We start from the raw sequence: 26,079 nt of genomic DNA, 5'->3' as shown, positions 1-26,079 counted from the left end.
CCATAAAGATACAATATTTTTCCTTCCATGCCATAAAAAAAATAAAGAAGGAGGGCTAGAGGCCCTCCTTCTCGTTCTCGGCCTGTTCTCCCCCAACCGAATCCTCCTAACCGGTCCTTCAAACAGGCCTAACCCCCAAATTCGCTATTCGTCTTTAATGCAGCGGACAAAACCAGAGCGGGGCAAGTCGTAACCGAGCACTACCGCTTCATAATACACATTGGCCCCCTTCCTACGGCTAGTAGTTTGAGTTGCAAGAGCTCCCACGACATCGCCCGCAGCATTTCCACGGATTTCTTCAGGCGTCACCACAGGCTCAAACTGATACTCCCCCACACCCCTAACTATAGCCCTATAGTCGCCTTTTTCACCACGAATGTCAGCCAGAAGATCCAAGCCAAATCCTGTAGGATCTCCATAATTTGCCAACAGCAAGGTCAATGCAGGGCCCTGTCCAAGGCCATCGAGATAACTGAGCAAAGCATTCCAGTCTTCATACTTCGGCATGCGCCAACCTTCCGGACACACTTCAAAATTTATCGTCTCGAGCGAATCGATCACCTTGTCCCAAAGCATATTATCACCATCGTCACGATAATCGCCATATTCATATAGTTCATCACAATCTTCTTCGGCCCTACCCCGCCAATACAGCGTATCATCTGACATATTCTCGCTCAAGTACTCAAAAGCTTTAACGTCAACACACGCTTCTTTAGTCGTGTACTTTCGGTAAGACGAATCCAAGCCATACAACGGAGAATACAACCGACCGTATACAGAGCAGTACGACGAATTGTCCATAAAGCAGTTGGAATATTCCGCCGCATACCTTAAGTTTTCCGCCATCCAGGTCTGCGAAGTTCCACCCAAATCAATAGTCACCGTTTTATATTCCTCGCCATCACGAGAATCAACCATCGCCCCAAACGTATGTGCAATATTCAAACGGCTCGTTTTGAGATACGCAAATTCCCAAAAACCGGACACGCACTTCAGTTCAAAGAAATCTCCCTGAACATCGGCAAACGTCCCCTCGTTTTCAGAAGAGCATTGTCCCACACCGAAAACACTTGCCAACAGGTTCACATAATAAGCCTTAAATTGCATGCACTCCTGATAAAAATCCTCATCCCACATTTCAAAGGCCTTTCGCGAAGAGCTCAACAATCTCCAATAATGCGACTTCTCAACAGCTTCCGTCAAAGATTTTTTTGTATCTTCCGACAAATCAGCCAACAATCCAGACTCGCCAAGTTCCTCTTTCAAATGCTGTAGCAAATTAAACGGGACCAATTCATTAAACGCCTTGCGCCACACAGCTACATTCGAGGAATTCATCAAGCTTTCCTCCACGAACGGATTTTGCGAGCCAAAACCTAGCGCATTTGCAATTTCGGTTTCAGCCTGGGCCTTCGCCGCCACAAACGACATTCCAGATTCAGCCAGCTTCCGTATGCGATAGGTCGCCAAATGACTCAATCCATCGATCACAAAGGTATTTGCATCCCGGATATCCACAATCGCACTCAGCGATACTTCACCCGATACAGCTTCCAACAAGACAATCGGACTCCTCAGCGAAACACTATCAAAACTGGCCATTCCGTCGTCACCAGGCACCTTTTCTCCTGTGAGCGGATCTATGACGTCGCCCTTAAAGGACTCCGTAATCGTGGAATCATCCAGCGGCACAAGCGTCACCGTATCCAGTTCCGTCAGAACGATCTGTCCGCCATCATAAAAAACATTCGTCGGAACAGAAACATCTTCTGACGAACCGGCCTCATTACCTGCCGGCGCATAATAAGCACGCCCTCTCAAAGAGATATTTTTGTACGCGATAACACTCGGCTCTTCTGAAGAGCCTCCCATCTGCGTCCCCGGAGTCGTTTCCACTTTTGAAATGGTATTTCCTTCGTCAGTGGAACAGGCAGCGAACACCAAGGCGAGCGGCATCGCCATTTTGCAGATAAAGTTTCTGCTCATTGTTTTGTAGTTCATGATATCCTCCTAACCCTTTTTAGAACTCTTGTTCGTCATGGGGAAAAACTGGATGTTCAGGCGGTACACCTCATCCGTTTCGGTTTCCCTCGTGGCAATTTCAATAATGCGCTTGCGGAACGCATTGATTTCAGCGACAATTTCGTCGTAGGCACCTTGAGTAATGCCAAGCGTTACACCCGAAAAATGCCTTTCGTTTTGCGGCACGCCTTCGATTGTGTCAAGCGCGAGTTCGCCCATTTGACGGTGCAGGCCGCGAATCACAGCGGGAGTCACTTCCATGGGACCAGCCGTAATCGACCTGTCCGTCTGAACGTAATTGCCGTTCTCGTCTTTCTGAAGCATGTTCGCCTTCACCAGAAAGTTCAGCGAATCACTCACCTCGGCAGCGGTAATTTTAGGGCGACAAGCTTTCGCTAGTGCAAGCGGTTTTGCACCCGGCATGGCCGGCGCAAGTTCGCGAAGCACCGGATTTTTCCAGCTGTCAAAGTAGCGGTACGCATCGGCCTCGACAACTTTCACCTTGCGACTTTCCGCCATCGCCACCAACTTCTGGAACGATTCCTTTTTCGCCTTGTCCGTCTTGGCGTGGTCAAAGCGCACCAATTCACGGAAAAATTCGAGATCGCCACCAATCAAGTGCATCGCTGCGGCAACGCGATCGACAGCGGCGTCACTCAAGTTGAAGCGGCCTTCGCTCACATATTTTAAGTAGACCGGCGAAGAAAATCCCGCCGCAGAAGCGAACTCCGGCCAGGTAAACGCAGATTTCGCCTTTTTGTCGGCGTAATAATCCGCGATATACTGACGGTAGCTCGTATATTCAAGTATATCTTTCATTTGTCCTCCTCTTAACCCCCCGAAAGCTCGGCCCAAGTTAAGTACATCCTAAATATAAACAAAGAATTTTAAAAAATCAATAGTTTTTACAATAAATTTTTCATTATTTTTCAAAAATTTCAACATTTCTTTAAAATTAATATAAAAATCAAGCATTTCTCACAATAAATTTCAAGTTTGCCCACAAGGTCATTGAATTCTATTTAAATTTGCTGTATGAACTTTTTCTCGAAAGTAGACATTCCCGCCAGCGATTTGCGCATCGACTACAAGTCGAACTTGGTATTCATCGGTTCCTGTTTTGCAGACAACATTTCGGCACAGTTCGCGTCACGTAAATTCAAAGTGCTGGCGAACCCGTTCGGCACAATCTACAATCCACTTTCAATTGCCCAAATGGTAAAGAACATCGCCGAAGGTAAAGTCTACGGCGACACCGACGTGTTCCAAGATGTATGTCGCGACAACGGCCACGGCGATAACCTTTGGCACTGCTGGGACGCGCACAGTTCTCTTTCGGGCCATACCCGCGAAGAATGCATCGCGAAGCTGAACGCCGCGACAACGCAGGCACGGGATTTTCTGCGAAAGGCAGATGCCGTCTTTATTACGCTCGGCACCGCATTCGTTTACTATTTAAAGGACAGCGGTAAGCCCGTTTCGAATTGCCACCGACAAGACCCCGCACTTTTTGAACGCAGGATGATTAGCGTAGATGAGGCGGCCAGCGCCATCTGCGAAATCGTCGAAAATCTGCGCAAGATAAAAAATCAGACCAGGATTGCTTCGCCTTCGGCTCGCAATGACGTTGCAAGATTTACAAGCGACAACACCCCCCGCATCGTCTTTACCGTATCGCCGCTGCGACACATGAGCGACGGCGCCCATAACAACACACTTTCTAAGGCGACATTACAGCTCGCAGTAAATAGCGCAATAAGCAGTGTCACCACCGTCCCTTCGGCCAGCTCAGGAACCTTTCCCACCATAGATTATTTTCCGAGCTACGAAATCGTGATGGACGAGCTGCGCGACTACCGATTCTACGAAAGCGACATGGTCCACCTTTCAAGAACCGCCGAAGAATACATTTTCGAACGTATGGCAGATACTTACTGCAGTGAAATAACATGTGGCCACATCGCCAAGGTCGAAAAGTTCCTCAAGGGAGCGAGACACCGGATTCAGGACGAAAGCGCACCCGCCACGCAGGATTTCCTTAAAAAGATAAACGCCCAGGCGACCCTACTGGAATCAGACATTCCAGGGCTCGACCTGAGCGACGAAAAACGCCCGGTCAAATAACCGAGCGCAATCAAAAAGCGATTACTTTCCGAGGCTTTCTTTCGGGATGCTGGTAAAGGTGAGCGCACCCTTCGCGTGAACGTTGCCGTTCACTTTCACGATGCAGTCAAAGCCGACCAGCACGCCACCTTCCTTCGTCTTCTTGACCGAGATTTCAAGCTGGTCACCCGGAATCACCGGCTTCACGAACTTGAATCCGTCAATTTTCAAAAGCACGTAGAGATTTTTTTTCAAATCTTCGGCGGGCTTTTCAATCACAAGCGAGCAAAGCTGAGCGCAGCTTTCCACAATGAGCACGCCAGGCATAATCGGCGTGCCCGGGAAGTGACCGGTAAAGTACGGTTCGTTCACGCTCACGTTCTTGATGCCCACGGCAGATTCGTTCGGCACCAGTTCCGTCACTTTCTCGATCATCTGGAACGGCGGACGCTGCGCAATCTTTTCGCTGATTTCGTAAATGTTCATCATAGAGAAAGCCCTCCGTCGAGTACGAACACCTGGCCGGTCACGTAGGCGAACTGGTCAGAGGCTAGTGCAGACACAATGTTTGCGACTTCGTCGGCAGAGCCGAAACGCTTGAGAGGAATCTTTTCGAGATAGCCCTTGCGGGTCTCTTCGGGAATAGCCTCGATCATCTCGGTCGCGATAAAGCCCGGAGCCACGGCATTCACGCGGATGCCGAAACCGCCCAGCTCCTTCGCGAGGGTCTGGGTCAGCGAGTTCACCGCACCCTTCGTGGCGCTGTAGACGGCTTGGCCCGCGAGAGCGAACTTCGAGGACACGGAACTCATGTTGATAATCACGCCGGATTTCTGCTTGTACATCTTCACGGCCACCTGCTGGGCACAGTAGAAGTAGCCCTTCACGTTCAGATCGAAGCACTTGTCGAGAGTTGCCGGATTCATCATCATCAGGTATTCATCGCGGACAATGCCCGCGTTGTTCACGAGCACGTCAATGCGGCCGTAAGCCTTGAACACTTCGCGCACCATCACCTTGACTTCGTCAAGCTTGGAAACATCGGCCTTGTAAATCATGCCGTCGCCACCTTCAGCCTTGATCTGGTCGAGCGTCGCGTTCGCCGCCTCGTCGGAACTGGAATAATTCACCACGACCGTGTAACCGTCACGGGCGAGTCGCAGGGCGCAAGCCTTGCCGATTCCCTTAGACGCACCTGTCACCAAAGCAACTTTCATCTTCAAGTCTCCTTCTTCTAAACTATTTGCCGAAAACGACGGCGCTGTAGGAGCCGCCCGCCGCAAACGAAATCACCAAAATTTTCTTGAGGCCAGCCGCATCGACCTTCTTGGATGCCACGGAACCGTCGGCCGCGACAAAGTAGGCATTGTCGCCAGCAAGTTCACCGCTCAACAGGAGGGCCGCTTCGGCTGCCGCCAAAGCAGCAGACCCCGCACGACCTTCACCGGTGCGTTCCTTGACTTCAAAGAGCGGCATCGAGGCAAGCTTTTCACCGAACACGCGCTTGAGTGCGCCCTTCTCGATATCGTCGATTCGCTTGCAGCCGTTGGCGAAACCGCAAACCGCATCAATTTCGCCAGCGGAAATCCCGGCATCGGCGAGAGCGTCGGCTATAGCCTTGTCCAATGCCTCGTCAGAGCCGACCAGCTTGCCGAACTTCACGTTCTTGCGGCCGTGGCCGAAACCAAGCGCGTAGCAGTAGACCTTCGCGCCGCGGGCCTTGGCGTAACCTTCTTCTTCGAGCATAATCGACACGGAGCCGTCACCCACCACACAGCCTTCGTTGTCTGCGAAAGGCACCACCACATCAGCGGCGGCCACGCCCAGCTTCTGGGCAAATTCGGTAATAATCGGCAGGTTCTCGTCGGTACCGGTCGCCATCATAGCCTGTTCCTGACCGTCGTGAATCACGTTCATCGAGTACCCGATGCTGTCGAGGCCGGAAAGCGGACCCGTCGTAATCGTGACTCCGTAACCCTTGATGCCGGAGCAGATGGAAAGATAACCGCCCGCCGCATTGTAAACCGTATGCGGGAACTTGAACGCGGAACCCTGGGAATTGCCTTCACGTGCAATGAGTTCTTCAAAATCATAAGTGGCACCGAGGCCACCTTCGCTGGTACCCACGATAATGCCGATATCCTTGGCGTTATCGTCAGTCACCTGGAAATTCGCATCCTGCAAGGCGCGCATACCCGACACCGTCTGGAGCTGTCCCAGGTTGTCGAGCTTACGGTAGAAAGCCATCTTGATGCCGAGTTCCTTGTAGTCGTCGAGTGCAATCGTCGAATGCACCGAGGCGGATTCGGGTTTCTTGTCTTCTGCGACGGCCGCGAGGTAAGCGGCCTTGCTGTTACCAAGCGGAGAGACGATTCCAAGCCCCGTCACGGCAATCTTCTTTGCCTTCGCGGACTGGGCAGAAACTTCGCCAGGGACCTTCGAGAAAACAATCGCCGCGTTCGTGCCGCCGAACGCCACGTTGTTGCTCAGCACGCACTTGAGTTCCTTGTGGCGCGCCTTGTTCTGAACGAAGTCGAGACTACCCACCTTTTCCTTGAGGGCGGCAGACTGTTCTTCGCTGTAGGGGAATGTCGGGAGCACCGTATCGGTCGTAAGCGCCTTGATGCTGAACACGGCCTCGATAGCACCGGCGGCACCGAGGCAGTGACCGGTCATCACCTTGGTGGAGCTCACGCTGACACTTGCGTTGTCTTCGCCAAAGAAATTCTTGAACGCCGTAATCTCGGCATTGTCATTCTTGCCCGTACCCGTACCGTGAGCGTTCACGTAGCCGATATCGGACTTGTCGATGCCGGAATTCTTGACGGCGCGATTAATCGCTTCCATCAGGCAAACGCCATCTTCACGCGGAGCGGTAATGTGGTTCGCGTCGCTGGTGACACCGGAACCGAGCACTTCGCAGTACTGTTTTGCGGAGCGCTTCTGGGCATGTTCGTAAGATTCTACGATAACGATGCCCGCACCTTCGCCAAGCGTGATGCCGTTGCAACGGTTGAACGGAGAGCAGCCGTTTTCGTCGAGGGCATGGAGAGAAAGGAAACCGGAATACGGAACCGCAGCAAAGGAGTCGGCACCGCCCGCAATCACCACGTCGGCCTTGCCGGCACGAATCAGGTCGCAGGCGACCGCAATCGAAATCGTGCCCGCCGCACAGGCGTTCGCCACGTTCGTCACGATACCGCCAGCGCCGCAAGATTCAGCAACCTGCGAAGCAATGGCGGCAATAGGCATCTTTGCAATTTCAGAAGCGTCGCGACCATGCTGGTGATACTGTTCAATGGAAAGCACGCCGCCCACGCAGCTGCCGATCACCACGCTCACGCGCTGATCGTCACCGAAATTAGAAAGCCCCGCATCGGCCAAGGCCTCGTTCGCAGCCTTGATGCAGAGCTTAGAGACGCGGTCCTTTTCTTCGGGAGCGTCCAGGTTATCGAGGGTGTCGCACTTGACTTCGGCAGCCAAGTCCGCATAGCAATTTACAGTATCGACCGAAGTCGTTTTATGGATACCCGAAACTGATTCAAGGGCACTTTTCCAAGTCTCTTCGACATTGTTACCGACGGCGCAAATAACACCCAAGCCAGTAACTACACAGCGGCGTTCGTCAGGGGTCATACTACTCCAAAAATCTACAGAATTCAACTAGAGATTGCCACGGCCAGATTCTATCGCCCTTTCGCTACGCTCCAGGACTCCAGAATGACGGTCTTATGTCACCCTGGAAGGAATCCGTAAGACGACCGATAGGGCTCAGAATGACTGGCCTCGAAGACCCTACCCATCTGTCATTCTAACAGACCGACCAGGTCTCACTTAGATAATTAGGCCTTGTGGGCTTCGATATAGGCGGCGATCGTATCGATGCTCTGGAAGTTTTCCTTGGCAACACCGGTCATGGACACGCCGAAGTTGGAATCCACGAAAGAGATGATTTCAAGGGAATCCACGGAATCAAGACCGATTTCTTCACCAAAAAGCGGAGTATCGAACTGGAGAACGTCACCATCGACACCGAGATCGGACATAAAGAAGGACTTGAGTTTGCTTTTCATTTCTTCAGAAGACATAATTAACCTCATTATTTTCAATTTGCGCTAAAAGATAGAAAAAAATAAGAATTCATCTTTCAAAAACATTACAAAACTGACATATTGACAGAAATCAAGGATAAAACGGCACTAGAATGCTTGACGCACATAAAAAGACAGTCCCAGATGGTCAAAATCGACCCAGGAAATGTCGGCGCGAGCAAAAAGAGTCTGTTTCAGATTCAAACCGAGAAGCGCTCCCGCGCCAATCGACCGGTGCCAGTCGTTGCGTACAAGTTCACTAAAGTAACGACCCGACTTGCCCCCTTCGAAAAAGAAATGCGCACCAAGCCGCCACCAGATGTACTGGCGCAATTCCGCCTGCATAATGACAGCCTGGTTGTCGCCAAAGTATAGACTCTCTACGCCGCGGAAACGGCAAATTCCATCGGGCCCCGCCAGCATATCGAACGGGACGTCGCCATCGGCGCGCTGCCACAGGAAGCCCACCGCCGTCGTAGTCGTCTTTGACAAGCTAGAATAGACTCGCAAATCCAGCGATTCAACATCAAATGTGTAATCGCCCAGGCGGTCGCTGTAGAACATCTGCTGCCACTGCACCAGGAATCCGTGACGGGTCCAGTTGATGTTATCTCGGGAATCAAATCCGAACAGATATCCCACGCCATTTCGCCACCCGGAATGTTCATCGGGCAAGTCTTCAATTTCGCCCTGTTCAAAATCAATTTCAGTGTATTCGGCGTGGACCTCGATGCCGTACTTAAGCGTAGACGGCAACCCCACCCGCGATTCGACCTTGGTGCCGAACTGGAATTTCTTCCGGTTGAAATTGGTAAACACGTCGATGTCGGGATCGTTGCCTCGACCGTAATAACCGGCCACCCAGTCCTGGTACTTGAGCAGGCCCCAAATACTCACCCGGTCATGGAACATATAATAGTAGGGTTCCAGTTGCAACTGCAGCTGGCCACGCGTCGAGCCGTATGCCGTAAGCCCGATTTCGGGGACCTTGCCTGCCGCCTCGTCCGATTTCAGAAACAGCAGGGCCATCACGCCAACCTGGAACTCAGTCTCTTCGGTATACCCCAAGATGGGCACCACCGAATAGCGCTGGAAATCCTCTTCAGGAGCATTTTCTTTTGCTACACCACTTTCACCCGCAACAGCCAAGGCTGCACAGGCAATCAGAACCACCCAAAATTTTCTCCAAAAATACATTGCGATCAAAGATAAAAATATACCATTGTCACCCGACATTCAAAAAGCTACATTTGGCTCCGAAATGTCGAGTTTGAATTCCGATCGCCTCAACTCCTTTGGTTCCGCCAGCATCCCCAAGCTGGTGTTGCAGTTTTCCGTTCCGGCCATCATCAGCATGCTGGTGAACGCCCTCTACAATATTGTGGACCGATTCTTCGTAGGTCAGGGGGTAGGCAGTCTCGGTATCGCAGGCATTACACTCTGCTTTCCGATTTTCCTGTTCATCATGGCCATGTCCATGATGGTCGGCGTAGGCGGCAACACGCTCTTCGCCATCCGCCTCGGGCAAAAGAAGTACATCCAGGCAAGCATCATCCTGAACAACTCCTTTTCGCTCCTGATTTTGATGGCCATCGGCGTTTTCACGCTGGGCGAAATCTTCATGGAGCCCCTGTTAAAGCTGTTCGGTGCAAGCGAGCAGACCCTGCCTGTGGCCAGCAGCTACATGCGCATCATTCTGTGTGGGGCAATCTTCCAGACGATCGCCCCCGGCATGAACCACTTTATCCGTTCAATGGGTCACCCCAAGACGGCCATGTTCCGAGAAATCGTGGGAGCCGTCACGAACATCATTCTCGACTACATATTCATCATGAAGTTCCACTGGGGAATCGAAGGCGCCGCCTGGGCGACCCTCATTTCGCAGCTGGTGGCCTCGGCCCTCATTACCCAATTCTTTATCAAGAAGGATACGCCAATCAAGATCCGCTGGCGGCACATGAAGCTCCGCGTCGCCTACGTACGCAAGATCTACATTCTTGGCCTGCCGCCTTCCGTGATGCAGATTTGCAACAGCCTGATGAACGCTATTCTCGCCTGGAGCCTGACCACTTACGGAAACATCAGCGTCAAGACGACTGGCGCACTCTCCGGCGGCGACATGGCGATTTCAGCGTTCGGCATTACCAACAGCATCATTTCAATCATCATCCTGCCGCTCCTGGGATTCGTTCACGGAACGCAGCCGATTATCGGATACAACTACGGGGCACGCCTCAATAGCCGCGTCAAGGAAACTCTCAAGTTCGCCTTCATTTACGCCGGCGGATTCATGTTCGTCACCTGGGCAGTCCTCATGTGGCAAGCGGAAACCTTCGTGGCACCGTTCGCTCCGAACGACCCCGAACTCATCAAGCTTTCCGCCTGGGCCATGCGCATTTTTGCAGCCGCCTTCTTCATGATTCCCTTCGGCATGGTGTCCGGAAACTTTTTCCAGGGTACAGGAAAGGCGCTCAGGGCCATGTTCCTGAACGCCTGTCGTCAAGTGATCTTGCTGATTCCCTTCCTGCTGATACTGCCCCACTTCTTTGAACTCAAGGGCGTTTTCATGGCGCAGCCCATTGCCGACACGGGAGCCGCAATTATCGGCCTCGCCATGCTTTGGCATGAACTGAAAAAGTTAAAATAGTTCTGACATAAAAAGGAGATCCCGGCTCGGAGGCCGGGATGACAAATTAGGCGTCCGTGTAACTAGTTAGCGGATGTTCGCGCGGCGGGTTTCGCGGCCAACCTTCACGATATAGGAACCGTTCATAAGGTCGGGCACCACCGTTTCTGCACCGGAGAGATTTCCCTGGCGCACGACGCGACCCTGCAAATCCATCACAGCGAACTTTGCGCCAGCCAAGCCCCCTGCAATCGTCAAGGTCGAACGGGCACTATTCCTTACGGCAAAGTCGGACTGGCCATTCTTTACGGCAGCAACCGACGGCTTCTTGACAGAAGTCGTATGCAACGGATCATCGTTGTGGATATACAGATTCGTTACCAGGCGCAGGTTGCTCATGCTCGTACGACGGTCGCAGTAGAACATGTCAAAGTCATACTCCATTCCCGCCTTAAGCTTGCCCGTATTGCCAACAAAATCATCCAGGGATACATAACTCGGAGCAGGCATGTGGAGACCACCCAGGTCAATCGCCAACTTGTTGTCGACAAAAATCCAGATATCATCGTCCCCGCGTACCGACAGGAACGCGCCTCGGTGGTAGGTAAACACACCATGGACTTCCATACAGAAATGCTGGTTTCCTTCCGTCACGAGTCGTTCTTCCCAACTATCCTGATCATAAACATTGGGCTCATCGCCATTGGCAAATTCACCCGCAGAAACCGGATACAGGTCGATATACGGAAGATTCGTTTTCGGATCAATCGCAGACCAGTTTTCAACAGGACCAAGAGCCTCATCCGCCCTTTGGGAAATATAATTGTATTCCGACCCTTGGGCACTTCCACGACCATACTTAACCGCACCAAATTCATCCCTAAGTGTCGCCGCAGTAGCGCAATCACCCTTGCAGGTTTTCGCAGTAACAGAATCCTTAAGGTCATTCAGCGGAGTAAAGGCTTCTGTAGGTGCGAAATAGTCAAAGGAGTAGTAATAGCTATCAAATTCCCAGAAGCCGTACTCATTCCTAAAGAACGGCAGATAACGGAAGTCATGCTTCACATTTACGCCATCCGTTTCCAGGAACATCACATCAAAGGCATCCGAACTCACGAAGCACCCGCTCGTCGAATTGTAGGTCGGCTTCTTCTTCGTCGGATCAAGCGTTTCACTGACAATTCCCGGAGTCACGCCAATACAGGGAACTGAATTTATTTTTCCAGCACCCGGGAAGTTATAATAAGCGGAAGCATCATAGCAAGCGTTCGATGCCATGTTCGGATAATCATCGCAAGTAAAAGCACCATGCAAGCTAGCGTCAGTATCGTAATAGGTCACGTACATGGCGTAAGAACAGACGCCGTCTATCCTCAGTTCATCCGGACTACCCTTAAAATACATCTCTTTAACACCATAGGCTTCCGCCACGTCGGGTTCCGTTACAAAGGAAACCGTGTCCGCACCAAAAAGTGTAAAAAGCGAATTCATCGGAATTAAATCAGGCTCTTTTCCCCAACCATTAACACCGATTGCATCTGTCAAGGATTCATCGTCCTCTCTAAAGATAAGGACATTCTCGGAAACATCCTCGTTCATCCAGACCGCGTAGTACCACCCGCACATATAGGGATAGACCCTTAACGGACGGCCATTCCCGTAGGTTCCGTCCGGAGACCACATCGGCGTCGAAGCGAACCATTTTTCATCATCAGGAGGCAAAACGAAGAGCACCTTGATATCCGGCTTTGTAGAAGAAACAAACGTCTCTCCCGGATGTTTCGGATCTTCAAGGACCCAGACATCCATTCCTTTTCCAGGGCAGGCGATATCGGCATGCATCTTCGGATAACTATAGTCGTAGCGAGTGAAGCCGTTCCATTCCGACTGAAGCACATAATGCACTGGACCTGAATCATACGCATCGGCAAGCGCAAAGGTGTCCCCCACAAATTCTTCCGCGACTTGGTCCAAGTCAAAGTCATAATACCCCGTCTTCTTATTAAGCGCAGAACGCGGAATCTCCATCGAGCCGCCAAGCACGGACACGTACATTTTAGCCCAGTTGTCAGGCGCCTTGAAATGCAATGTTCCGTGACACGTCGGTGCAGCAAAAGCACTCTGAACGACCGCCAGCGCAAACAGCACGGCGGAACCCATCCTTACCCAATTTTTCATTTTTCCTCCCAATAGGGAACGCCCAAGCGTCCCAATCAATAAAGCTTCTTCATGTCGGTCAGTTCGCCGGCCTTTTCGTGGAAAAGCACCAGCGTGCCACCCTGAACCTTCTTGAAGATCTTGGAAAGTTTTTCGACGGCATCCTTTTCTTCAAAGCCGATTTCGTTGTAGGCGGTCTCGCCAATCACGATACCCACATTCACGAAGTCCGGAGCCTTGCGGCGAAGATAGTTCAGGAATTCCTCGTCATTATTGAGGATATCCGTCGCCGTCGGCTTTTCGAGTTCAGCCGGATCGCGGGTACTCACCAAGAGCGGATACATATCGTCCGTAATCATCTGCTTGGAATTCAGATAAAGGGTGTTGCCGACAAACAAACTAATAGAATCGTTAAGAACCTGACGCACTTCAAGGAGCACGTCGCTCTGCGTAGACGCCTCCTGGATTTCAAGCTTAGAAGGGCCGCAAGCCATGAGGGCGAGAGACACGACGGAAAGAACGGCTAGGGCAAGTTTCTTCATATTTTCACCTCTTTTTTGAACTAATATATAATTTATTTGTTCAAAATGACCAGGGCGCGTTCAATTAATTCCGGTTTGAGGTCAAAAACACGGCTCAGAGTCTCGATCTGGGCCGATTTTTCAATTTTTTCGATACGGGAACCGTTTCGGTCTCGAGTGACCAGGTTTCCCTTCTGGTAATAGTACTGCACGCCCTTTTCACGGTCAAGGCGGTTGAGCACCGGGTACGTCATCATTTCGCGATAAAAGCTCTCGTTCCAGTGCTGCTTGAACTCTTCTACAGATACGCCTTCGACGGGGTACTCGAAGCGGAGTTTCATCGGTCCCCCTGCTCCGCCCGTCCAAAGTTCCATGCTCGACGCATCCGGACGCACCAGGCGGACACTGTTCGGAACCAACGGGAAAAAAGCCTCGCCAGTCCCCTGCGGAGGCGGCAAGGGAATCGGGAGCGGATCGAAAATCAGGTAGCCGGGATCGAAGAGAAATTCGGATTTCGAGGTTCGGAATTCAGAATTTGAACAAGGGACTATTTCGACTCCAAACTGCAGCGGCAAAGGGGTTTCGTCAGGTAAGATGAGGGCGCAGTGGATATTGCGCTCCTTGCGCTTGTGACCCATGACAAGGCGCGGGTTTAGCCCCATGTCACGGAACACCTGGTACAGGTGCCAAGTCATGCTGAAACAGGTGCCGCCACCCATCCACGCATCGACATCGTTCTGAAAGCTATCGTCGAGCTTTTGCGCCGCCGTAGAACTCCCCGTCGATTCCAGACGGATAATCTTCGTCAGGTTCTCATAGGTGACCTTGGACAGCTTGTCGCAGATGTCCTGGATTTTTTTCCACTGTTCAGGGAGCATGCGGCAAAGATAGAAAATGATGCTGACTAGAGCAGCATCGAGATGCCGTCGACACCGAGGACCGTCAGGCAGGCGACCACGGCAACACCCACCAGCCCAAGCCCGAACAGCGAAGCAACCACCGCCGTCAGCAGGGCACACGCCCCCGAGAACTTGCTGTCGGTCGAATAGAATATCGCAGGCACCGTCATCGCGGCAAGCACCGTATAGGGAACATAAGCGAGGAACGAACGCCAGAAGCGGCTCTTGATTTTACCCTTCAAGAGAACAAACGGAAACGCACGTAACAGATACGTCACACCCGCCATCACCAGCAGGAACAAAGCGTAATCTCTCAGGTTCATGCATCCCCCTTCGTTTGTTCAAGATCATCGGAATCATCCTTGACCGGAAAGAGGGCCGCCCCGATAAGGGATGCCACCAGTGCGCAAATGATAATCGCAAAGCCGACCGTCACCCCGTTCAACGCCGGGACATACTTGAAAGCAAGACTGCAGGCGATCGCAATCAGGACGGCAACTAAAGTCGGGCGGTGCGCCTTCATCTGCGGGACAACGATCGCCACGAACATTCCGTAAAGGGCGACGCCCAGGGCATTCGTCACAATCGCCGGAAGAATTTCACCGCAAATGGCCCCGCACATCGTCCCCGAAGACCAGCCGATATACGGCAGCACCATGAGCCCCGCAAAATAGCGCGCCGTCACAGGTTCGCTCTGGCTTACGGCAAGGGCGTAGATTTCATCGGTGATTCCCGTCGCCAGCATGAGGCGTTTCCCGACACCGAACGAGGGCGCAACCTTCTGCGACAGCGAAATAGCCATCAGGCTATACCGCAGGTTGATAAAGAACGTGGCGAGCGCCATTTCGATAAAGGTTCCCGCCGCATCGGACATAATCTGGAGCCCGGCGAACTGCCCTGCCGAGGTCAAGTTCGTCATCGAGATAAAAGTGACCAGTGGCCAACTCAACAGTTTTGAACCGGCTATCCCGAACGAGAACGAGACGGCGAAATAGCCGAGGCCTATCGGCAGACCGTCTTTTACACCATTTGAAAACTTCATGGCCCAAATATAGCAATTCCGCCCGTTATTTTATGCAGATATATAAATTTACGCATAATCGTAGTTTGCTCAAGAAATTAATCAACCGGACCCCGACATACAAAAAATCCCCGGCTGGGCAGCCGAGAATTTTCTTGACAGATGCCAATTTTTACTTTATCGCGATGCGACGCGTCAGGTTCATAGAACCGGAGCGAACGCGCACGATGTAGTTGCCTTGACGGAGATTTTCGAGGTTCACGGAACCGGTCACCTGCTTGAAGCTTGCCACCGGGCTACCCTGCATATCGAACACATCGACGGAGGCCCTTTCGGCACCGGAAACCTGCAGCATACGGCCCGTCATGGACACCTTGAGCGGATTCACCTCAAAGACATTTACAACGGTCGTCGATTCGCTCGAAGAAGATCCTTCAACCGAGCTGCTAGACGTGTTTTCGACCGAGGCAGAAGAACTGCTTGCCGCAGCGGTCACCGTCAGCTTGATTTCGAACTGCGTATTGTTAATTGTCAGCGTTTCGGTATGGTCGCCAGCCTGGATATAATCCGGAACCGAGCCCGCAACAGTCACTTCGCTACCGGACTGTTTAATGTTGAAGAAGTGGAGATTCCAGGTGTTACGATTGAATGTCTGCACGTTCTTGAAGGTCACCGTTTCAAACTGACCGCCCTGAGCCACCGTCTGTTCGAGGTCACCGACGACAACCACCTGCGTCGCCGCACTGCTCGAGGACTTTGCGCTGGAGCTAGAACGTACGGAGCTGGAAGAAGCGACACTAGACGAAGACTTCGCGGAGCTAGAAGATGCCACAGAGCTGCAGCTCTTTGCGGAGCTGCTAGAGGCGATACTGGAGCTGGACTTCGCAGAAGAACTGCTTGCGACACTAGACGAAGATTTCGCGGAACTGCTAGAGGCTACACTCGAAGAGGACTTTGCAGACGAGCTGCTGGAAACCGGAGAGGGAACCGGCTGAATGGCCCAGCCAGAGCAACGCACGTCATCTACATAGAGGTAGTTGTACTTCGGCTGGGTCGTCGTTTCTGCAACACCCTTGACTTCCCACGTGAACTTGTTGATACGTTTCTTGGAAATCGTCACATCGTCGTCCGTCCAAGAAGGTTGCATAAGCGCGCCCCACGAGATAGTCGCCGTGGTCCAGTCGGATGCAGCAGCCTTTTCAATCTGATGGAATGCGTAATCCAAAACGTCAGTATCTTCCGCCTTGAAGTTGTGAGCCGCTCCCTTATACCTATAGGAAATCTGCGTGCAGGCAGAAAGATCATAGGCCGTCTGGGTTTCGTTCAAGGCAAGTCCCAAAGCAACATAAGGATCATACAAGTTATCGCCCTGGGAAAGGTTGATACCGGTAATACCCGCCACATACTTGGTGGAGTTTCCTGCCTTGGAACCTGCGATAACGACATTGTAGCCGCCGCGAGCTCCTTCGCCGTTTGTAATCGTGGAAGCACCCAGGTCGCCGTCATCAGTATAGGCGTACCATTCGCCACCGGTAAAGGTATAGTTGTCGCCATCTTCCAGGTCATCGATGTAATCGGTATAACCGGAAGGAAGCGCACTGGAGGAACTGGCGATAGAGCTGCTAGAAACCGGTGTGCCGGAGCAAGCCGTATAAGTGGTCGGGTTGCCTGCCAGGTACCCCTTGACCAGCTTACCCGACGAGGTATAGACGAAATTCGTTGCAGAGCTTCCACCTTCAAACGCAGCCGAGCCTTCGCCAATATGCGATGCGGACCAGTTCGCCCAAGAAAGCTTGTGGGTGTTCATCCAGGTCTGCCAGGAATCATTGACTCCCTGATTAACAGAGCCGGCGCCATCTGCAGTACCGGTACCCCATTCCGTCACGAACACGGACAAGCCGCCATTCATGGCCCTTACAGCGTTTGCACCTTCGTTACCCGTGGAATGAGAAGCCGCATAATAGTGGAACGTGTACGCCACATTCTTGTCGTTAATCGCATTCGTTATAGCAACCGAAGGATACTGGTCATAGTAAGGAGTTCCCACAACAACCAGGTTATCGGAATGCTTACGGATTGCTGCGATTACGGATTCCGCATAGTTCTTGATGGTCGGCCAATAACTAGATGCGGCTCCTTCACCCCAAGAACCGATAGGCTCGTTATACACTTCAAAAATCACGTTGTCGTAGCCGCCGTAGGTCTTTGCAGCCCATTCGAAGAATTCAACGGCGCTGGAAGTCTGGTTCTCGGCCTGATGAGAATGCCAGTCGATAATGACATAAATATCATTCTTCACGGCCGCATTCACCACGGTATTCAGGTAAGTTTTCTGTCGATCTGCGCCGCCAGACAGGTATCCACGGTTATTGTCCCAGGATTCGCTAATGCCCATGACAAAGCGGACAATCTGGATATTCATGGAACTGACCAAGTTGTCGATGGCCGCTTCGGAATAATAATCCGTCGCGGCAGCATCTCCCGAACTCCAGTAGAGGCTCATGCCCTTCACCTGGACTTCGGCTCCATCGGTAACACCCTTGCAGGCTCCATAAATCTGGCCCTTGCCGTCTATGTTTTTTCCAGCCTGCAACTGACCGTACTGGCTCACCGGACCTACGCGGTTCGCGGCAAAAGAAGTGGAAAGAAGACCCGCAGCGAGAACGCCCAGGCCAAAAACTTTAATGCTGTTTGAAATTTTCATACATCCTCTTTTTTTCACCAATCTCCGGGAACAAATTTAGTTAAAAGAGGGGCTTTTTCCACGTGATAAAAAACACAAAAAAAATCTTAACCGTACACGAGTGTACACGGGACGGAGAGAACGAAAAAAGCCCGGCGGAAAGCCAGGCGTTTCGAAAGCGCAATGTAACGCAGCGAACTAGTTTTCGTTGTTGTGCATTTCCATCTGTTCGCGGTCCATCGTGTGCTGCAGGTATTCCTTGAAGTCACGGTCGATGTTCACACCGTCGAGGTCGATATCGTCGTTTTCCAACACGAACACGGCGCTCGGGTTATCGAGCCAGCCCACCACGTCCACCTGGTCGAGTTTCATGGACTTGTCGCCCGCGGCCTGTGCAACGTATTCAATCTTGGACTTCTGAACCCAGCCCTGTCCGCAAGGACCCTTCACGAGCACGTCGGTATCGCCGTCCTTAAGGATTGTCAGTTCGTCGTTGAAGCCTGCCGTACAGACGACAGAACCGCCGTCCTTTTCCTTGGTCAGGTCCACGTCGCCCAGCTTGGATTTGACTTTCTTGCCGGCTGCGAAAGAGAAGCTAACCATCAGGGCAAGAGCAATTAAAAGCACCTTTTTCATATCTTTCCTCAGAAACAGGTTAAAAAACTTGACAATGCAAGTAGGAATATACCTTTTATTTTTGACTTCCGTTAGAATTTCTTTTAAATTTTTGCGATATGAAGAAGATTTTACTTATTTTGACCCTCGTTTTGGCACTTTTGGGCACTTTTTTGGCCCTTAACCTCAAGTCCAGGATGGGCGAACAGGCGAAAAACACCCAAACAGTGCTCCTGGAAATCCCCAAAGGCAGCTCTCCCGCCAAAGTTTTCCAGGTCCTGAAGCAGAACGGAGTGTGGACCGACGACCTCGCCTTCCGGTTGACCGTAAAGAAACTGAACCCGAGCCTCAAGGCCGGCTGGTTCGAAATTCCCGCAGGGCTTACGCTGCCGCAGGTGCTCTCGATTATCGAATCGGGGAAAGTCGCCGTTCGCCGCGTCACCATCCCCGAAGGGCGCGCCTCCTGGGAAATCCCCGCCTACCTGCAAAAAGCCTACCCTGACCTGAATGCGGACCGCTGGAACAAGCTCGTCCAGGACCCGAAGTTCGCCCGTTCGCTCGGAATCGAGGCGAATTCACTCGAAGGCTACCTGCTGCCCGACACCTATCCCTTCCCGATTGACGCCGACGAAGAAACCATCTTGAAACAGATGGTGGCCGCCAACCTGAAGGTTCGCGACGAAATGCAGAAGAAGCCCGGTTCCATGTGGAATACGCTCGGCAGCTGGCACAAGGTGCTCACCCTAGCAAGCGTCGTGGAAGAAGAAACGGGAATTCCCGAAGAACGCCCGCTGATTGCAGGCGTGTTCCACAACCGACTCCGCATCGGGATGCCGCTCGGGGCCGACCCCACGGTGCGGTTCATTTTCAAGAACTTGACCGGCCCTATTTACAAGAGCCAGTTGAACAGCAACAGCCCCTACAACACGCGCAAATTCAAGGGACTCATGCCGGGGCCCATTTCGAATCCGGGCCGCAAGGCAATCGAAGCGGCGCTATTCCCCGCCAAAACCGAGGCACTTTACTTTGTTGCAAAAGACGACGGGAGCATGACGCATTTCTTTAGCTCCAACCTCTCCGACCACAACAGGTACAAGGACGTCGCCGCAAAGAACAGAGGAGAATAGCAGGCACTGGATCTTCCCCATTCGGGGACCATGCGCACTAAGGCAACAAGTTGCCAAGTGCTATCCGGCCTCCCCGTTGGTCGAGGATGACTCCGCCACATACGTCATCCTGGAGTCACAACGTGACGAACGGGATCCACGGGATGATGCTTCATTGGACCCTCCCCGACAATCGAGGATGACTCAACCACATACGTCATCCTGGAGTCACAACGTGACGAACGGGATCCACGGGATGATGTTTCTTTGGACCCTCCCCGACGATTGAGGATGACTCAACCACATACGTCATCCTGGAGTCACCGCGTGACGAACGGGATCCATGGGATGAAGTTTCATTGGCCCCTCCCCGACGATTGAGGATGACTCAACCACATACGTCATCCTGGAATCACCGCGTGACGAACGGGATCCACGGGATGATGCTTCATTGGACCCTCTCCGACGGTCGAGGATGACTCAACCACATACGTCATCCTGGAGTCACAACGTGACGAACGGGATCCACGGGATTACGCGTCATTGCCCCCCCCCTGACGGTCGGGGATGATTTAAGAACTGCACACACCTGTATACAAAAAGTATTCTTTTCGCCTCTAGCTTTTTGCTGGGGGCATTTCTAAAATTGGCGGCGTATGCAGGTGCAAGTCAAGGACCGTTCCTTATTGAGCCTTTCGTGGCCGCTCTTTATTACCTTCGGTATCGCCACGTGCCAGCCGATGATGGACAGCTGGTTTCTGTCGCGGACGTCAGAAACAGCGGCGGCGGGCGTGGGGGCACTCATGCCCGTCCTGGGCGCCCTCTTCATGGCCATCCAGGCTTTCGCCCAGGCAGGGGCGAGCATCGCCTCGCAGTTTATCGGCGCCGAACGCCCCAGGCAAGCGGGCACCACCCAGACCATGGTGCTGCTCGGAAGCCTTCTACTCGGCATTGCCATTACACTGATCGTCATCCCGCTTGCCAATCAAATCGTCGCCTGGATGGGACTTACCGGCGAAGCCGCCCACCACGCCCGCGACTTTCTGCACATCGTCGCCATCGGTTTCGCCTTCCGCGCCCTGCAATCGACACTCACGGCTCTCATCGCCACCCACGGGCTTACCACCTGGAACCTGCTCGGCAACATCGTCACCATCATTTCGAACGCCGCGATGAACGTGGTCTTCTTGAATGGCTACCTCGGTTTTCCGCAGATGGGCGTCAAGGGCGTGGCACTCGCCACGATGCTTTCGTGGCTTATCTCCTCGACAATCCTATACTTTATCCTACGATTCAAGGTTCACCATAAAATCCGCAGCACTGACTTCAAGCGCTCGCGCGTGATTCTGCCCGACTGGATCCGCATCGGTTTTCCTGCCGCGGTCGAACCGGTGAGCTTCCAGATATTCCAGGTAGTACTTACCGCCATCGTGGTGCATCTGGGAATCGTCGCCATGACGGCTCGCATTTTCAGTGCAAATTTCGCCATGCTCGCCGTTATCCTGAGTGTCGGCCTCAGCTGCGGGAACCAGATCCTGGTCGCCCACCTTGTAGGCGCGCACGACTTCGACAAGGCGAACCGCAGGCTTCACCAGAGCCTCATTGCGGGCAGCGCAAGCGGACTTATCGTCGCCATCATCGTGGCGCTCCTCGGAGAACAACTCCTTTCATTCTACACAAGCGATCCCGAAATCATTCGCCTCGGCAGGTACTGCCTCTGGTGCGACGTCATCCTGCAACCGTTCAAGGCCGCGAACATGGTCATCACCTCGGCGCTCCGCGCCTCGGGCGACTCCAAGTTTCCCGCCATCGTGGGTTCCGCCATGATGTGGACCTGTGGCCTCGGCACCGCCCTCCTGCTCGCTTTCGGCCTGCACCTTGGACTTGTAGGCATCTGGCTCGGCATGGCCGCCGACGAATTCTACCGTTCCATCGTCAACTACATCCGTTGGCGCGGCGGCAAGTGGAAAGAATACGGGGTCGTCTAAGCGCAAACACCGCAAATTTGACTTTTAAGTCTCTTTCCGTCACGCTTTTTTGCAAGCCCCTTTTATTTGGGGCTTTTTCATTGTATATTATGGGTATGTCATTCCCGTTCAAACATAAGGCGATGTTCTTGCTTGGCGCAGCGGCTTTCTGCTGGGCCCAGGACCTGGACAAACCCATCAACGACGCAGAAGTGTTCCGCCCCGAAAAACGCGACACCAAGGTGGAACTGGTCGATTCGACCAAGAACAACGCCGTCACCTTGAACGTGGACATCTTCGCCGACGGCATCATCGGCTCCTACTACATCCTCTGGGACGAGGTGGACCTCTCCGAGGATATCAAGAAGATGATGACCACCCGCGACTTCGCCCGCGACGAATTCTTTATGCAGAACATCGACCGCGAGCAGTTCGAGCAGGAGCGCCTGTTGCAGCTCTTCGAAGACAAGAAGAAGGAATACTTCGCCATCTTCCCCGAAGAAGCCCTAAAGATGATTGAAGACCAGAAAAAAGACGAGTAGCCGTGTTCAGCCCCGAACGACCATTCTGCGACTGGCATCTTGGCGGTTTCGGAAACGCCCCCGCCTTTCTGTTCGACAGTCTCGAAAGCACCCACAGTCTAATGAAGGCCCGCGCCGCAGCCGGAGAAATTGCCCCTGGAACCTTGATGGTCGCCGACAAGCAGACGGCAGGCCGCGGCCGCCATGATCGCACCTGGGACTCCCCTGCCGGCCTCAACCTCTACTTCAACATCCTGATTCCGCTAGACGGAATCCCGCTCGCCTCGGCACCACAAATTACACAAGTGGCAGCACTTACTTTCGCAGAAATTTTCAAGGGGCTTCAGGACGACGCCCACGCCCAGGGGCTAGGTAACCCGAATATCGGGAAAGTTTCCGTCAAGTGGCCCAACGATATCCTTTGCGGAAAGCACAAATTCTGCGGGATACTCGCCGAATTAGTTTATATCAAAAAGAGGGAATCGGACGGTGCGCAGTATTCAACCGCGGCAAAAAACATACCCGCCATCAGCATGGGCGTGGGAATCAACGTGAACAGTTCCCCCGGCGACTACGCGCACCTGGGCCGCAGCGTCACGACCCTCAAGGATATCTGCGGCCAACGCATCAACCGCGAAAAGCTACTGCAAATGCTTGTTGCGAACCTTGAACGTGCCGTCGGGCAGTTCCGCGCCTTCGGCATCCGCCCGTGGGTTGCCGCGTGGAAGCGCATGGACCAGTTTATCGGCGCCCGCGGGACGATTGTCGTCAACAACCATTGCACCGACCAGAACCGCGACAGCGGCGAAGGCGCCATCAAAAAAACAGGCTCCATCCTCGACATGCAAGACGACGGAAGCCTGCTATTCAAATGCGACGACGGAACGGTCGAAACCGTATATAGCGCCGACCTGGAAATCTAACAACCGTGAATCACGGAAATTCAATCCCATTTTTTTGAAACGTACCTATAAAAAAAAGGAAAAAGTTTTCTTATAGGTACAAAGCACTCGTTAAAAGAAGCCATATAAGAGAAACAACGATCGGCTCGACCTATAAAAAACACAATTTCGCACAACTTATAGGTATTTTTCGGAAAGATTTTAGCAAAGAATATGATTAATTTGTCTGCAAAAACAAAACATTGTACCTATAACAATACTGCCGCAGGCCTAATTATAGGTACACTCCACAAAAAACTCGCATAACGCACCTATAAAACACGGTGGGAAACCAACCTTTATAGGTATTCCGCTATTTTTTTCGCGTCTTATAAAAAAGACTGCCGGCGAGCGAAACTGCCAGTACCACGATCATCGCGGTAAGACCCATATCGGCGAGGTTCTTGTATTCGCCTGCATAGCCCGATTCTATCAGCATAATGAGTACAAGCGCAATCACGGCAGCGGTAGCGCCCATGCGGTCGAACATCTTGATTTTGTCTTCGATAGAAAAGGGTTTCTTGAAAGGGCCATTAGTAAAGGGCATTGACATCGCCTCCCATGCAAATCCACACGATGAGTCCCGCCATCACGAGCACGCTGATAGCGACATTCGCCAAGAAGAAATCGCGGTTCATGGCGTCAAGGTCGTCGGATTTACGGAACAGGTGAATATAGAGAATGGCGGCAGTCATCAAGCCGGTTACCACCCACCAGGCAGCGCCCATTCCCCAGAACACGCCAAACGCCACGCACAATGCAAGCATCGCGACATGGCTCCAGAAAGCTATCTGCAGAGCGCGCTTGCGGCCAAAACGGGCGGGCACCGAATGAAGTCCCATGGCGCGGTCGATTTCCTCGTCCTGGGTCGCGTAAATGATGTCAAAGCCACCCATCCAGAGCATCAGAATCACAAGCAGGAAAATCGGGAACACGGCAAATTCTCCGCGAATTGCAATCCAGGCTCCGAGCGGACTCATGCCGATGGCAAAACCCAAGAACCAGTGGCAAAGCCAGCTGAACCTTTTCCAGTAAGAATAAGAAAGCAGCAATAGCCACACCGGCAATGCAAGCAGACCCGCAAGCGGTTGCAGCAGCGCGGCAAAGGCAACGAACAGCACCCCGTTCACGGCAAGGAATGCCACCACGGATTTCTTGCTCAGACGCCCCGCAGGCAGGTGGCGTTTCGCCGTACGCGGATTCTTGGCATCGATATCGGCATCGGCAATGCGGTTGAAACTCATCGCGCTGTTGCGAGCGGTCACCATACAGCCGACAATCAGCAGGACAATCCGCGCAGTCTCCGCGACACTCATTCCGCGGAAACCATCAGCCGCCACCCACATGGAACCAATCGCAAAAGGCATCGCGAAAAGCGAATGGCTAAAGCGCACCATATGACCAAATTCTAAAATCTTCTTCAGCATACCTAGATTATCAGTCATTCTCGCCCGACGGGAGGGTGTCCTGCACAGGATTCCACCCCCTTCGAGGGGCCAGGACGATTTTTTTATTTCTTCTTCCCTTTCGCCCTACCCGTGGATTTCGAAAGCACCTTCAGCAGCGAAGTTCCCTTCCACGGTTTGACGACATCATTCTCTTCGGGGAACGCCTTCAGGTGCATCAGGATTTTAGCCACCACCGTATCCACCGCATCTTCTATCGTCTTCGGGCGATCGTAAAAATGCGGCGAAGCAGGAATCACGACACCGCCCATACGCGTCAGGCGCATCATGTTGTCCAGGTGAATCATGTTGTAGGGCGTCTCGCGCGGCACCACGATGAGCGGGCGGCGTTCCTTGAGGCACACATCCGCGGCACGGATCAGCAGGTTGTCCGACGTTCCCGCCGCAATGCGCCCAAGCGTTCCCATGGAGCAGGGCACCACGACCATTCCTGCATAATCGGCACTGCCGCTTGCACATTCCGCAAAGAAATCATTCACGTCCGGCTGCGCATCCACATAATCGAACAGGCAGTTCTGTTCCTCGTAACGCAGCACCCCTTTCCCCGGCGGAGTCACCAGGGCCGTCACGTGATGCCCCAGTCGTTTCAAATGCATCGCGGTGCGAACAGCGTAGATAGCGCCACTTGCACCCGTCACCCCCAAAATATATCGGCTCATGACCGTCTCCTCAACAATACGCGGTAAGCAACCCCGAAAAAGCAAGGCTTCACATGCACCAGTTCAAAGCCGTTCGATTCCGCCAAGGCGACAAAATCCGCAACCGGCAAGAAACGGAGCACCGAATTCACCAGATATTCGTAAGCCTCCCGCTTGCTAAAAAAAGCCCCCAGCACCGGAATGAAAAGCGGTGCGAGTCTTCTGTAGAAAAACTTGTTGAAAGCATTGCGCGGTGAGAAAAATTCGAGCACCTGCAGGTAACCGCCACCGCAAAGCACTCTCGCCGATTCCTTGAGCCCCGATTCCGCATCGGGCAAGTTGCGCATGCCAAATCCGTTCAAGATTACATCGAAAGAGGCATCCCCAAAGGGCATCTTCATCGCATCGAGCTGCACGGGAACGGCAACGGTCTTTTTGCCCCTAGCCCCCTTCAGCATTCCGAACGAAAAATCCCCGAGCACGGCCACGTCGGGCGTTCCATTAAATTTCTCGTAAGTAGCCGCAAAGTCGCCCGTTCCACCGCAAAGGTCCAGCAGGCGTTTCCCCGGGCGCATCCGTTTCAGTTCGCGACAACAACTGCGGCGCCACAGGATATCCTGAAAGCAGCTCAGCGTATGATTCAGAAAATCATAACGGGCCGCGATTGCGTCAAACATCTTGCGTACGGGGCTTTTCATG

24 protein-coding genes are annotated in these 26,079 nt (G+C 52.7%); 6 read left to right on the top strand and 18 right to left on the bottom strand.

Annotated features, from left to right (window positions below):
- Positions 1-144 precede the first annotated feature (144 nt).
- A complete protein-coding gene (locus tag BUA93_RS10665; RefSeq protein ID WP_072979224.1) occupies positions 145-2,004 on the bottom strand; it encodes an FISUMP domain-containing protein in 1,860 nt (619 codons plus the stop codon).
- Between the two features lie 9 nt (positions 2,005-2,013).
- Positions 2,014-2,844 carry a TIGR02147 family protein gene (locus BUA93_RS10660; RefSeq protein ID WP_072979222.1) on the bottom strand — a complete coding sequence of 277 codons (831 nt, stop codon included), beginning with the start codon at positions 2,842-2,844 and terminating at the stop codon, positions 2,014-2,016.
- Positions 2,845-3,060: 216 nt separating this feature from the next.
- On the opposite strand from BUA93_RS10660, the gene BUA93_RS10655 reads away from it, so the two are divergent.
- Entirely contained in the window at positions 3,061-4,149 is a 1,089-nt protein-coding gene (locus tag BUA93_RS10655) for a GSCFA domain-containing protein (protein WP_072979220.1), read from the top strand.
- A 21-nt stretch (positions 4,150-4,170) separates the two neighbouring features.
- Here BUA93_RS10655 and fabZ read toward each other — a convergent pair whose 3' ends face one another.
- From fabZ to BUA93_RS10630, 5 genes are all read right to left on the bottom strand, one after another.
- Positions 4,171-4,617 carry a 3-hydroxyacyl-ACP dehydratase FabZ gene (gene fabZ / locus BUA93_RS10650; protein WP_072979218.1) on the bottom strand — a complete coding sequence of 149 codons (447 nt, stop codon included), beginning with the start codon at positions 4,615-4,617 and terminating at the stop codon, positions 4,171-4,173.
- On the bottom strand, positions 4,614-5,345 hold the full coding sequence (locus BUA93_RS10645) for an SDR family NAD(P)-dependent oxidoreductase (protein ID WP_072979539.1): 732 nt from the start codon (positions 5,343-5,345) through the stop codon (positions 4,614-4,616). The genes fabZ and BUA93_RS10645 overlap by 4 nt, the downstream gene beginning before the upstream one ends.
- Positions 5,346-5,367: 22 nt before the next feature.
- Complete coding sequence (locus tag BUA93_RS10640; protein ID WP_072979216.1) at positions 5,368-7,764, bottom strand: beta-ketoacyl-[acyl-carrier-protein] synthase family protein; 2,397 nt, start codon at positions 7,762-7,764, stop codon at positions 5,368-5,370.
- 206 nt (positions 7,765-7,970) lie between these two features.
- The gene (locus tag BUA93_RS10635; protein ID WP_072979214.1) at positions 7,971-8,216 is read right to left on the bottom strand and encodes an acyl carrier protein; all 246 of its coding nucleotides are present in this window, start codon (positions 8,214-8,216) and stop codon (positions 7,971-7,973) included.
- A 111-nt stretch (positions 8,217-8,327) separates the two neighbouring features.
- The gene (locus BUA93_RS10630) at positions 8,328-9,392 is read right to left on the bottom strand and encodes a BamA/TamA family outer membrane protein (protein WP_139257987.1); all 1,065 of its coding nucleotides are present in this window, start codon (positions 9,390-9,392) and stop codon (positions 8,328-8,330) included.
- Between the two features lie 88 nt (positions 9,393-9,480).
- On the opposite strand from BUA93_RS10630, the gene BUA93_RS10625 reads away from it, so the two are divergent.
- Entirely contained in the window at positions 9,481-10,866 is a 1,386-nt protein-coding gene (locus BUA93_RS10625; RefSeq protein ID WP_072979212.1) for an MATE family efflux transporter, read from the top strand.
- A gap of 66 nt (positions 10,867-10,932) precedes the next feature.
- On the opposite strand, the gene BUA93_RS10620 is transcribed toward BUA93_RS10625, so the two are convergent.
- The 7 genes from BUA93_RS10620 to BUA93_RS10590 all read right to left on the bottom strand — a co-directional run bounded on the left by BUA93_RS10620 (position 10,933) and on the right by BUA93_RS10590 (position 18,762).
- Complete coding sequence (locus BUA93_RS10620; RefSeq protein ID WP_083597350.1) at positions 10,933-13,023, bottom strand: fibro-slime domain-containing protein; 2,091 nt, start codon at positions 13,021-13,023, stop codon at positions 10,933-10,935.
- A 35-nt stretch (positions 13,024-13,058) separates the two neighbouring features.
- A complete protein-coding gene (locus tag BUA93_RS10615; protein ID WP_072979208.1) occupies positions 13,059-13,544 on the bottom strand; it encodes a hypothetical protein in 486 nt (161 codons plus the stop codon).
- A 32-nt stretch (positions 13,545-13,576) separates the two neighbouring features.
- A complete protein-coding gene (locus BUA93_RS10610; protein ID WP_072979206.1) occupies positions 13,577-14,401 on the bottom strand; it encodes a hypothetical protein in 825 nt (274 codons plus the stop codon).
- Between the two features lie 26 nt (positions 14,402-14,427).
- Positions 14,428-14,745, bottom strand: coding sequence for an AzlD domain-containing protein (locus BUA93_RS10605; protein ID WP_072979204.1), 318 nt, complete (start codon positions 14,743-14,745; stop codon positions 14,428-14,430).
- Entirely contained in the window at positions 14,742-15,464 is a 723-nt protein-coding gene (locus tag BUA93_RS10600) for an AzlC family ABC transporter permease (protein ID WP_072979202.1), read from the bottom strand. Before BUA93_RS10600 ends, BUA93_RS10605 begins: the two co-directional genes overlap by 4 nt.
- Before the next feature lie 151 nt (positions 15,465-15,615).
- A complete protein-coding gene (locus tag BUA93_RS10595) occupies positions 15,616-18,147 on the bottom strand; it encodes a cellulase family glycosylhydrolase (protein WP_072979200.1) in 2,532 nt (843 codons plus the stop codon).
- Positions 18,148-18,324: 177 nt separating this feature from the next.
- The gene (locus tag BUA93_RS10590; RefSeq protein ID WP_072979199.1) at positions 18,325-18,762 is read right to left on the bottom strand and encodes a hypothetical protein; all 438 of its coding nucleotides are present in this window, start codon (positions 18,760-18,762) and stop codon (positions 18,325-18,327) included.
- 98 nt (positions 18,763-18,860) lie between these two features.
- Between BUA93_RS10590 and mltG the strand changes: the two genes are divergently transcribed.
- From mltG to BUA93_RS10570, 4 genes are all read left to right on the top strand, one after another.
- Entirely contained in the window at positions 18,861-19,868 is a 1,008-nt protein-coding gene (mltG, locus tag BUA93_RS10585; RefSeq protein ID WP_083597349.1) for an endolytic transglycosylase MltG, read from the top strand.
- 635 nt (positions 19,869-20,503) lie between these two features.
- Positions 20,504-21,835 (top strand): MATE family efflux transporter, encoded by a 1,332-nt coding sequence (locus tag BUA93_RS10580; RefSeq protein WP_072979197.1) that lies wholly within the window; start codon positions 20,504-20,506, stop codon positions 21,833-21,835.
- Between the two features lie 95 nt (positions 21,836-21,930).
- Positions 21,931-22,356 (top strand): hypothetical protein, encoded by a 426-nt coding sequence (locus BUA93_RS10575; RefSeq protein WP_072979535.1) that lies wholly within the window; start codon positions 21,931-21,933, stop codon positions 22,354-22,356.
- A 2-nt stretch (positions 22,357-22,358) separates the two neighbouring features.
- Positions 22,359-23,258 (top strand): biotin--[acetyl-CoA-carboxylase] ligase, encoded by a 900-nt coding sequence (locus BUA93_RS10570; RefSeq protein ID WP_072979195.1) that lies wholly within the window; start codon positions 22,359-22,361, stop codon positions 23,256-23,258.
- Positions 23,259-23,589: 331 nt separating this feature from the next.
- Here BUA93_RS10570 and BUA93_RS10565 read toward each other — a convergent pair whose 3' ends face one another.
- The 4 genes from BUA93_RS10565 to BUA93_RS10550 form a co-directional block, all read right to left on the bottom strand.
- Complete coding sequence (locus tag BUA93_RS10565; RefSeq protein ID WP_072979193.1) at positions 23,590-23,823, bottom strand: hypothetical protein; 234 nt, start codon at positions 23,821-23,823, stop codon at positions 23,590-23,592.
- Positions 23,810-24,721 (bottom strand): UbiA-like polyprenyltransferase, encoded by a 912-nt coding sequence (locus BUA93_RS10560; protein WP_254793941.1) that lies wholly within the window; start codon positions 24,719-24,721, stop codon positions 23,810-23,812. Before BUA93_RS10560 ends, BUA93_RS10565 begins: the two co-directional genes overlap by 14 nt.
- A gap of 65 nt (positions 24,722-24,786) precedes the next feature.
- Entirely contained in the window at positions 24,787-25,401 is a 615-nt protein-coding gene (locus BUA93_RS10555) for a UbiX family flavin prenyltransferase (RefSeq protein ID WP_072979190.1), read from the bottom strand.
- Positions 25,398-26,078 carry a ubiquinone/menaquinone biosynthesis methyltransferase gene (locus BUA93_RS10550; protein ID WP_072979188.1) on the bottom strand — a complete coding sequence of 227 codons (681 nt, stop codon included), beginning with the start codon at positions 26,076-26,078 and terminating at the stop codon, positions 25,398-25,400. Before BUA93_RS10550 ends, BUA93_RS10555 begins: the two co-directional genes overlap by 4 nt.
- Position 26,079 lies beyond the last annotated feature (1 nt).

Origin of the sequence: Fibrobacter sp. UWH4 (assembly GCF_900142475.1) — a bacterium.
Lineage (GTDB): Bacteria > Fibrobacterota > Fibrobacteria > Fibrobacterales > Fibrobacteraceae > Fibrobacter.
This window is presented reverse-complemented; position numbering and strand designations above follow the sequence as displayed.

Excerpts from the sequence above, each read along its gene's own strand:
- BUA93_RS10665 (WP_072979224.1), bottom strand. The coding sequence starts at position 2,004 with ATGAACTACAAAACAATGAGCAGAAACTTTATCTGCAAAATGGCGATG.
- BUA93_RS10660 (WP_072979222.1), bottom strand. The coding sequence starts at position 2,844 with ATGAAAGATATACTTGAATATACGAGCTACCGTCAGTATATCGCGGAT.
- BUA93_RS10655 (WP_072979220.1), top strand. The coding sequence starts at position 3,061 with ATGAACTTTTTCTCGAAAGTAGACATTCCCGCCAGCGATTTGCGCATC.
- fabZ (WP_072979218.1), bottom strand. The coding sequence starts at position 4,617 with ATGATGAACATTTACGAAATCAGCGAAAAGATTGCGCAGCGTCCGCCG.
- BUA93_RS10645 (WP_072979539.1), bottom strand. The coding sequence starts at position 5,345 with ATGAAAGTTGCTTTGGTGACAGGTGCGTCTAAGGGAATCGGCAAGGCT.
- BUA93_RS10640 (WP_072979216.1), bottom strand. The coding sequence starts at position 7,764 with ATGACCCCTGACGAACGCCGCTGTGTAGTTACTGGCTTGGGTGTTATT.
- BUA93_RS10635 (WP_072979214.1), bottom strand. The coding sequence starts at position 8,216 with ATGTCTTCTGAAGAAATGAAAAGCAAACTCAAGTCCTTCTTTATGTCC.
- BUA93_RS10625 (WP_072979212.1), top strand. The coding sequence starts at position 9,481 with ATGTCGAGTTTGAATTCCGATCGCCTCAACTCCTTTGGTTCCGCCAGC.
- BUA93_RS10620 (WP_083597350.1), bottom strand. The coding sequence starts at position 13,023 with ATGAAAAATTGGGTAAGGATGGGTTCCGCCGTGCTGTTTGCGCTGGCG.
- BUA93_RS10615 (WP_072979208.1), bottom strand. The coding sequence starts at position 13,544 with ATGAAGAAACTTGCCCTAGCCGTTCTTTCCGTCGTGTCTCTCGCCCTC.
- BUA93_RS10610 (WP_072979206.1), bottom strand. The coding sequence starts at position 14,401 with ATGCTCCCTGAACAGTGGAAAAAAATCCAGGACATCTGCGACAAGCTG.
- BUA93_RS10605 (WP_072979204.1), bottom strand. The coding sequence starts at position 14,745 with ATGAACCTGAGAGATTACGCTTTGTTCCTGCTGGTGATGGCGGGTGTG.
- BUA93_RS10600 (WP_072979202.1), bottom strand. The coding sequence starts at position 15,464 with ATGAAGTTTTCAAATGGTGTAAAAGACGGTCTGCCGATAGGCCTCGGC.
- BUA93_RS10595 (WP_072979200.1), bottom strand. The coding sequence starts at position 18,147 with ATGAAAATTTCAAACAGCATTAAAGTTTTTGGCCTGGGCGTTCTCGCT.
- BUA93_RS10590 (WP_072979199.1), bottom strand. The coding sequence starts at position 18,762 with ATGAAAAAGGTGCTTTTAATTGCTCTTGCCCTGATGGTTAGCTTCTCT.
- mltG (WP_083597349.1), top strand. The coding sequence starts at position 18,861 with ATGAAGAAGATTTTACTTATTTTGACCCTCGTTTTGGCACTTTTGGGC.
- BUA93_RS10580 (WP_072979197.1), top strand. The coding sequence starts at position 20,504 with ATGCAGGTGCAAGTCAAGGACCGTTCCTTATTGAGCCTTTCGTGGCCG.
- BUA93_RS10575 (WP_072979535.1), top strand. The coding sequence starts at position 21,931 with ATGTCATTCCCGTTCAAACATAAGGCGATGTTCTTGCTTGGCGCAGCG.
- BUA93_RS10565 (WP_072979193.1), bottom strand. The coding sequence starts at position 23,823 with ATGCCCTTTACTAATGGCCCTTTCAAGAAACCCTTTTCTATCGAAGAC.
- BUA93_RS10560 (WP_254793941.1), bottom strand. The coding sequence starts at position 24,721 with ATGACTGATAATCTAGGTATGCTGAAGAAGATTTTAGAATTTGGTCAT.
- BUA93_RS10555 (WP_072979190.1), bottom strand. The coding sequence starts at position 25,401 with ATGAGCCGATATATTTTGGGGGTGACGGGTGCAAGTGGCGCTATCTAC.
- BUA93_RS10550 (WP_072979188.1), bottom strand. The coding sequence starts at position 26,078 with ATGAAAAGCCCCGTACGCAAGATGTTTGACGCAATCGCGGCCCGTTAT.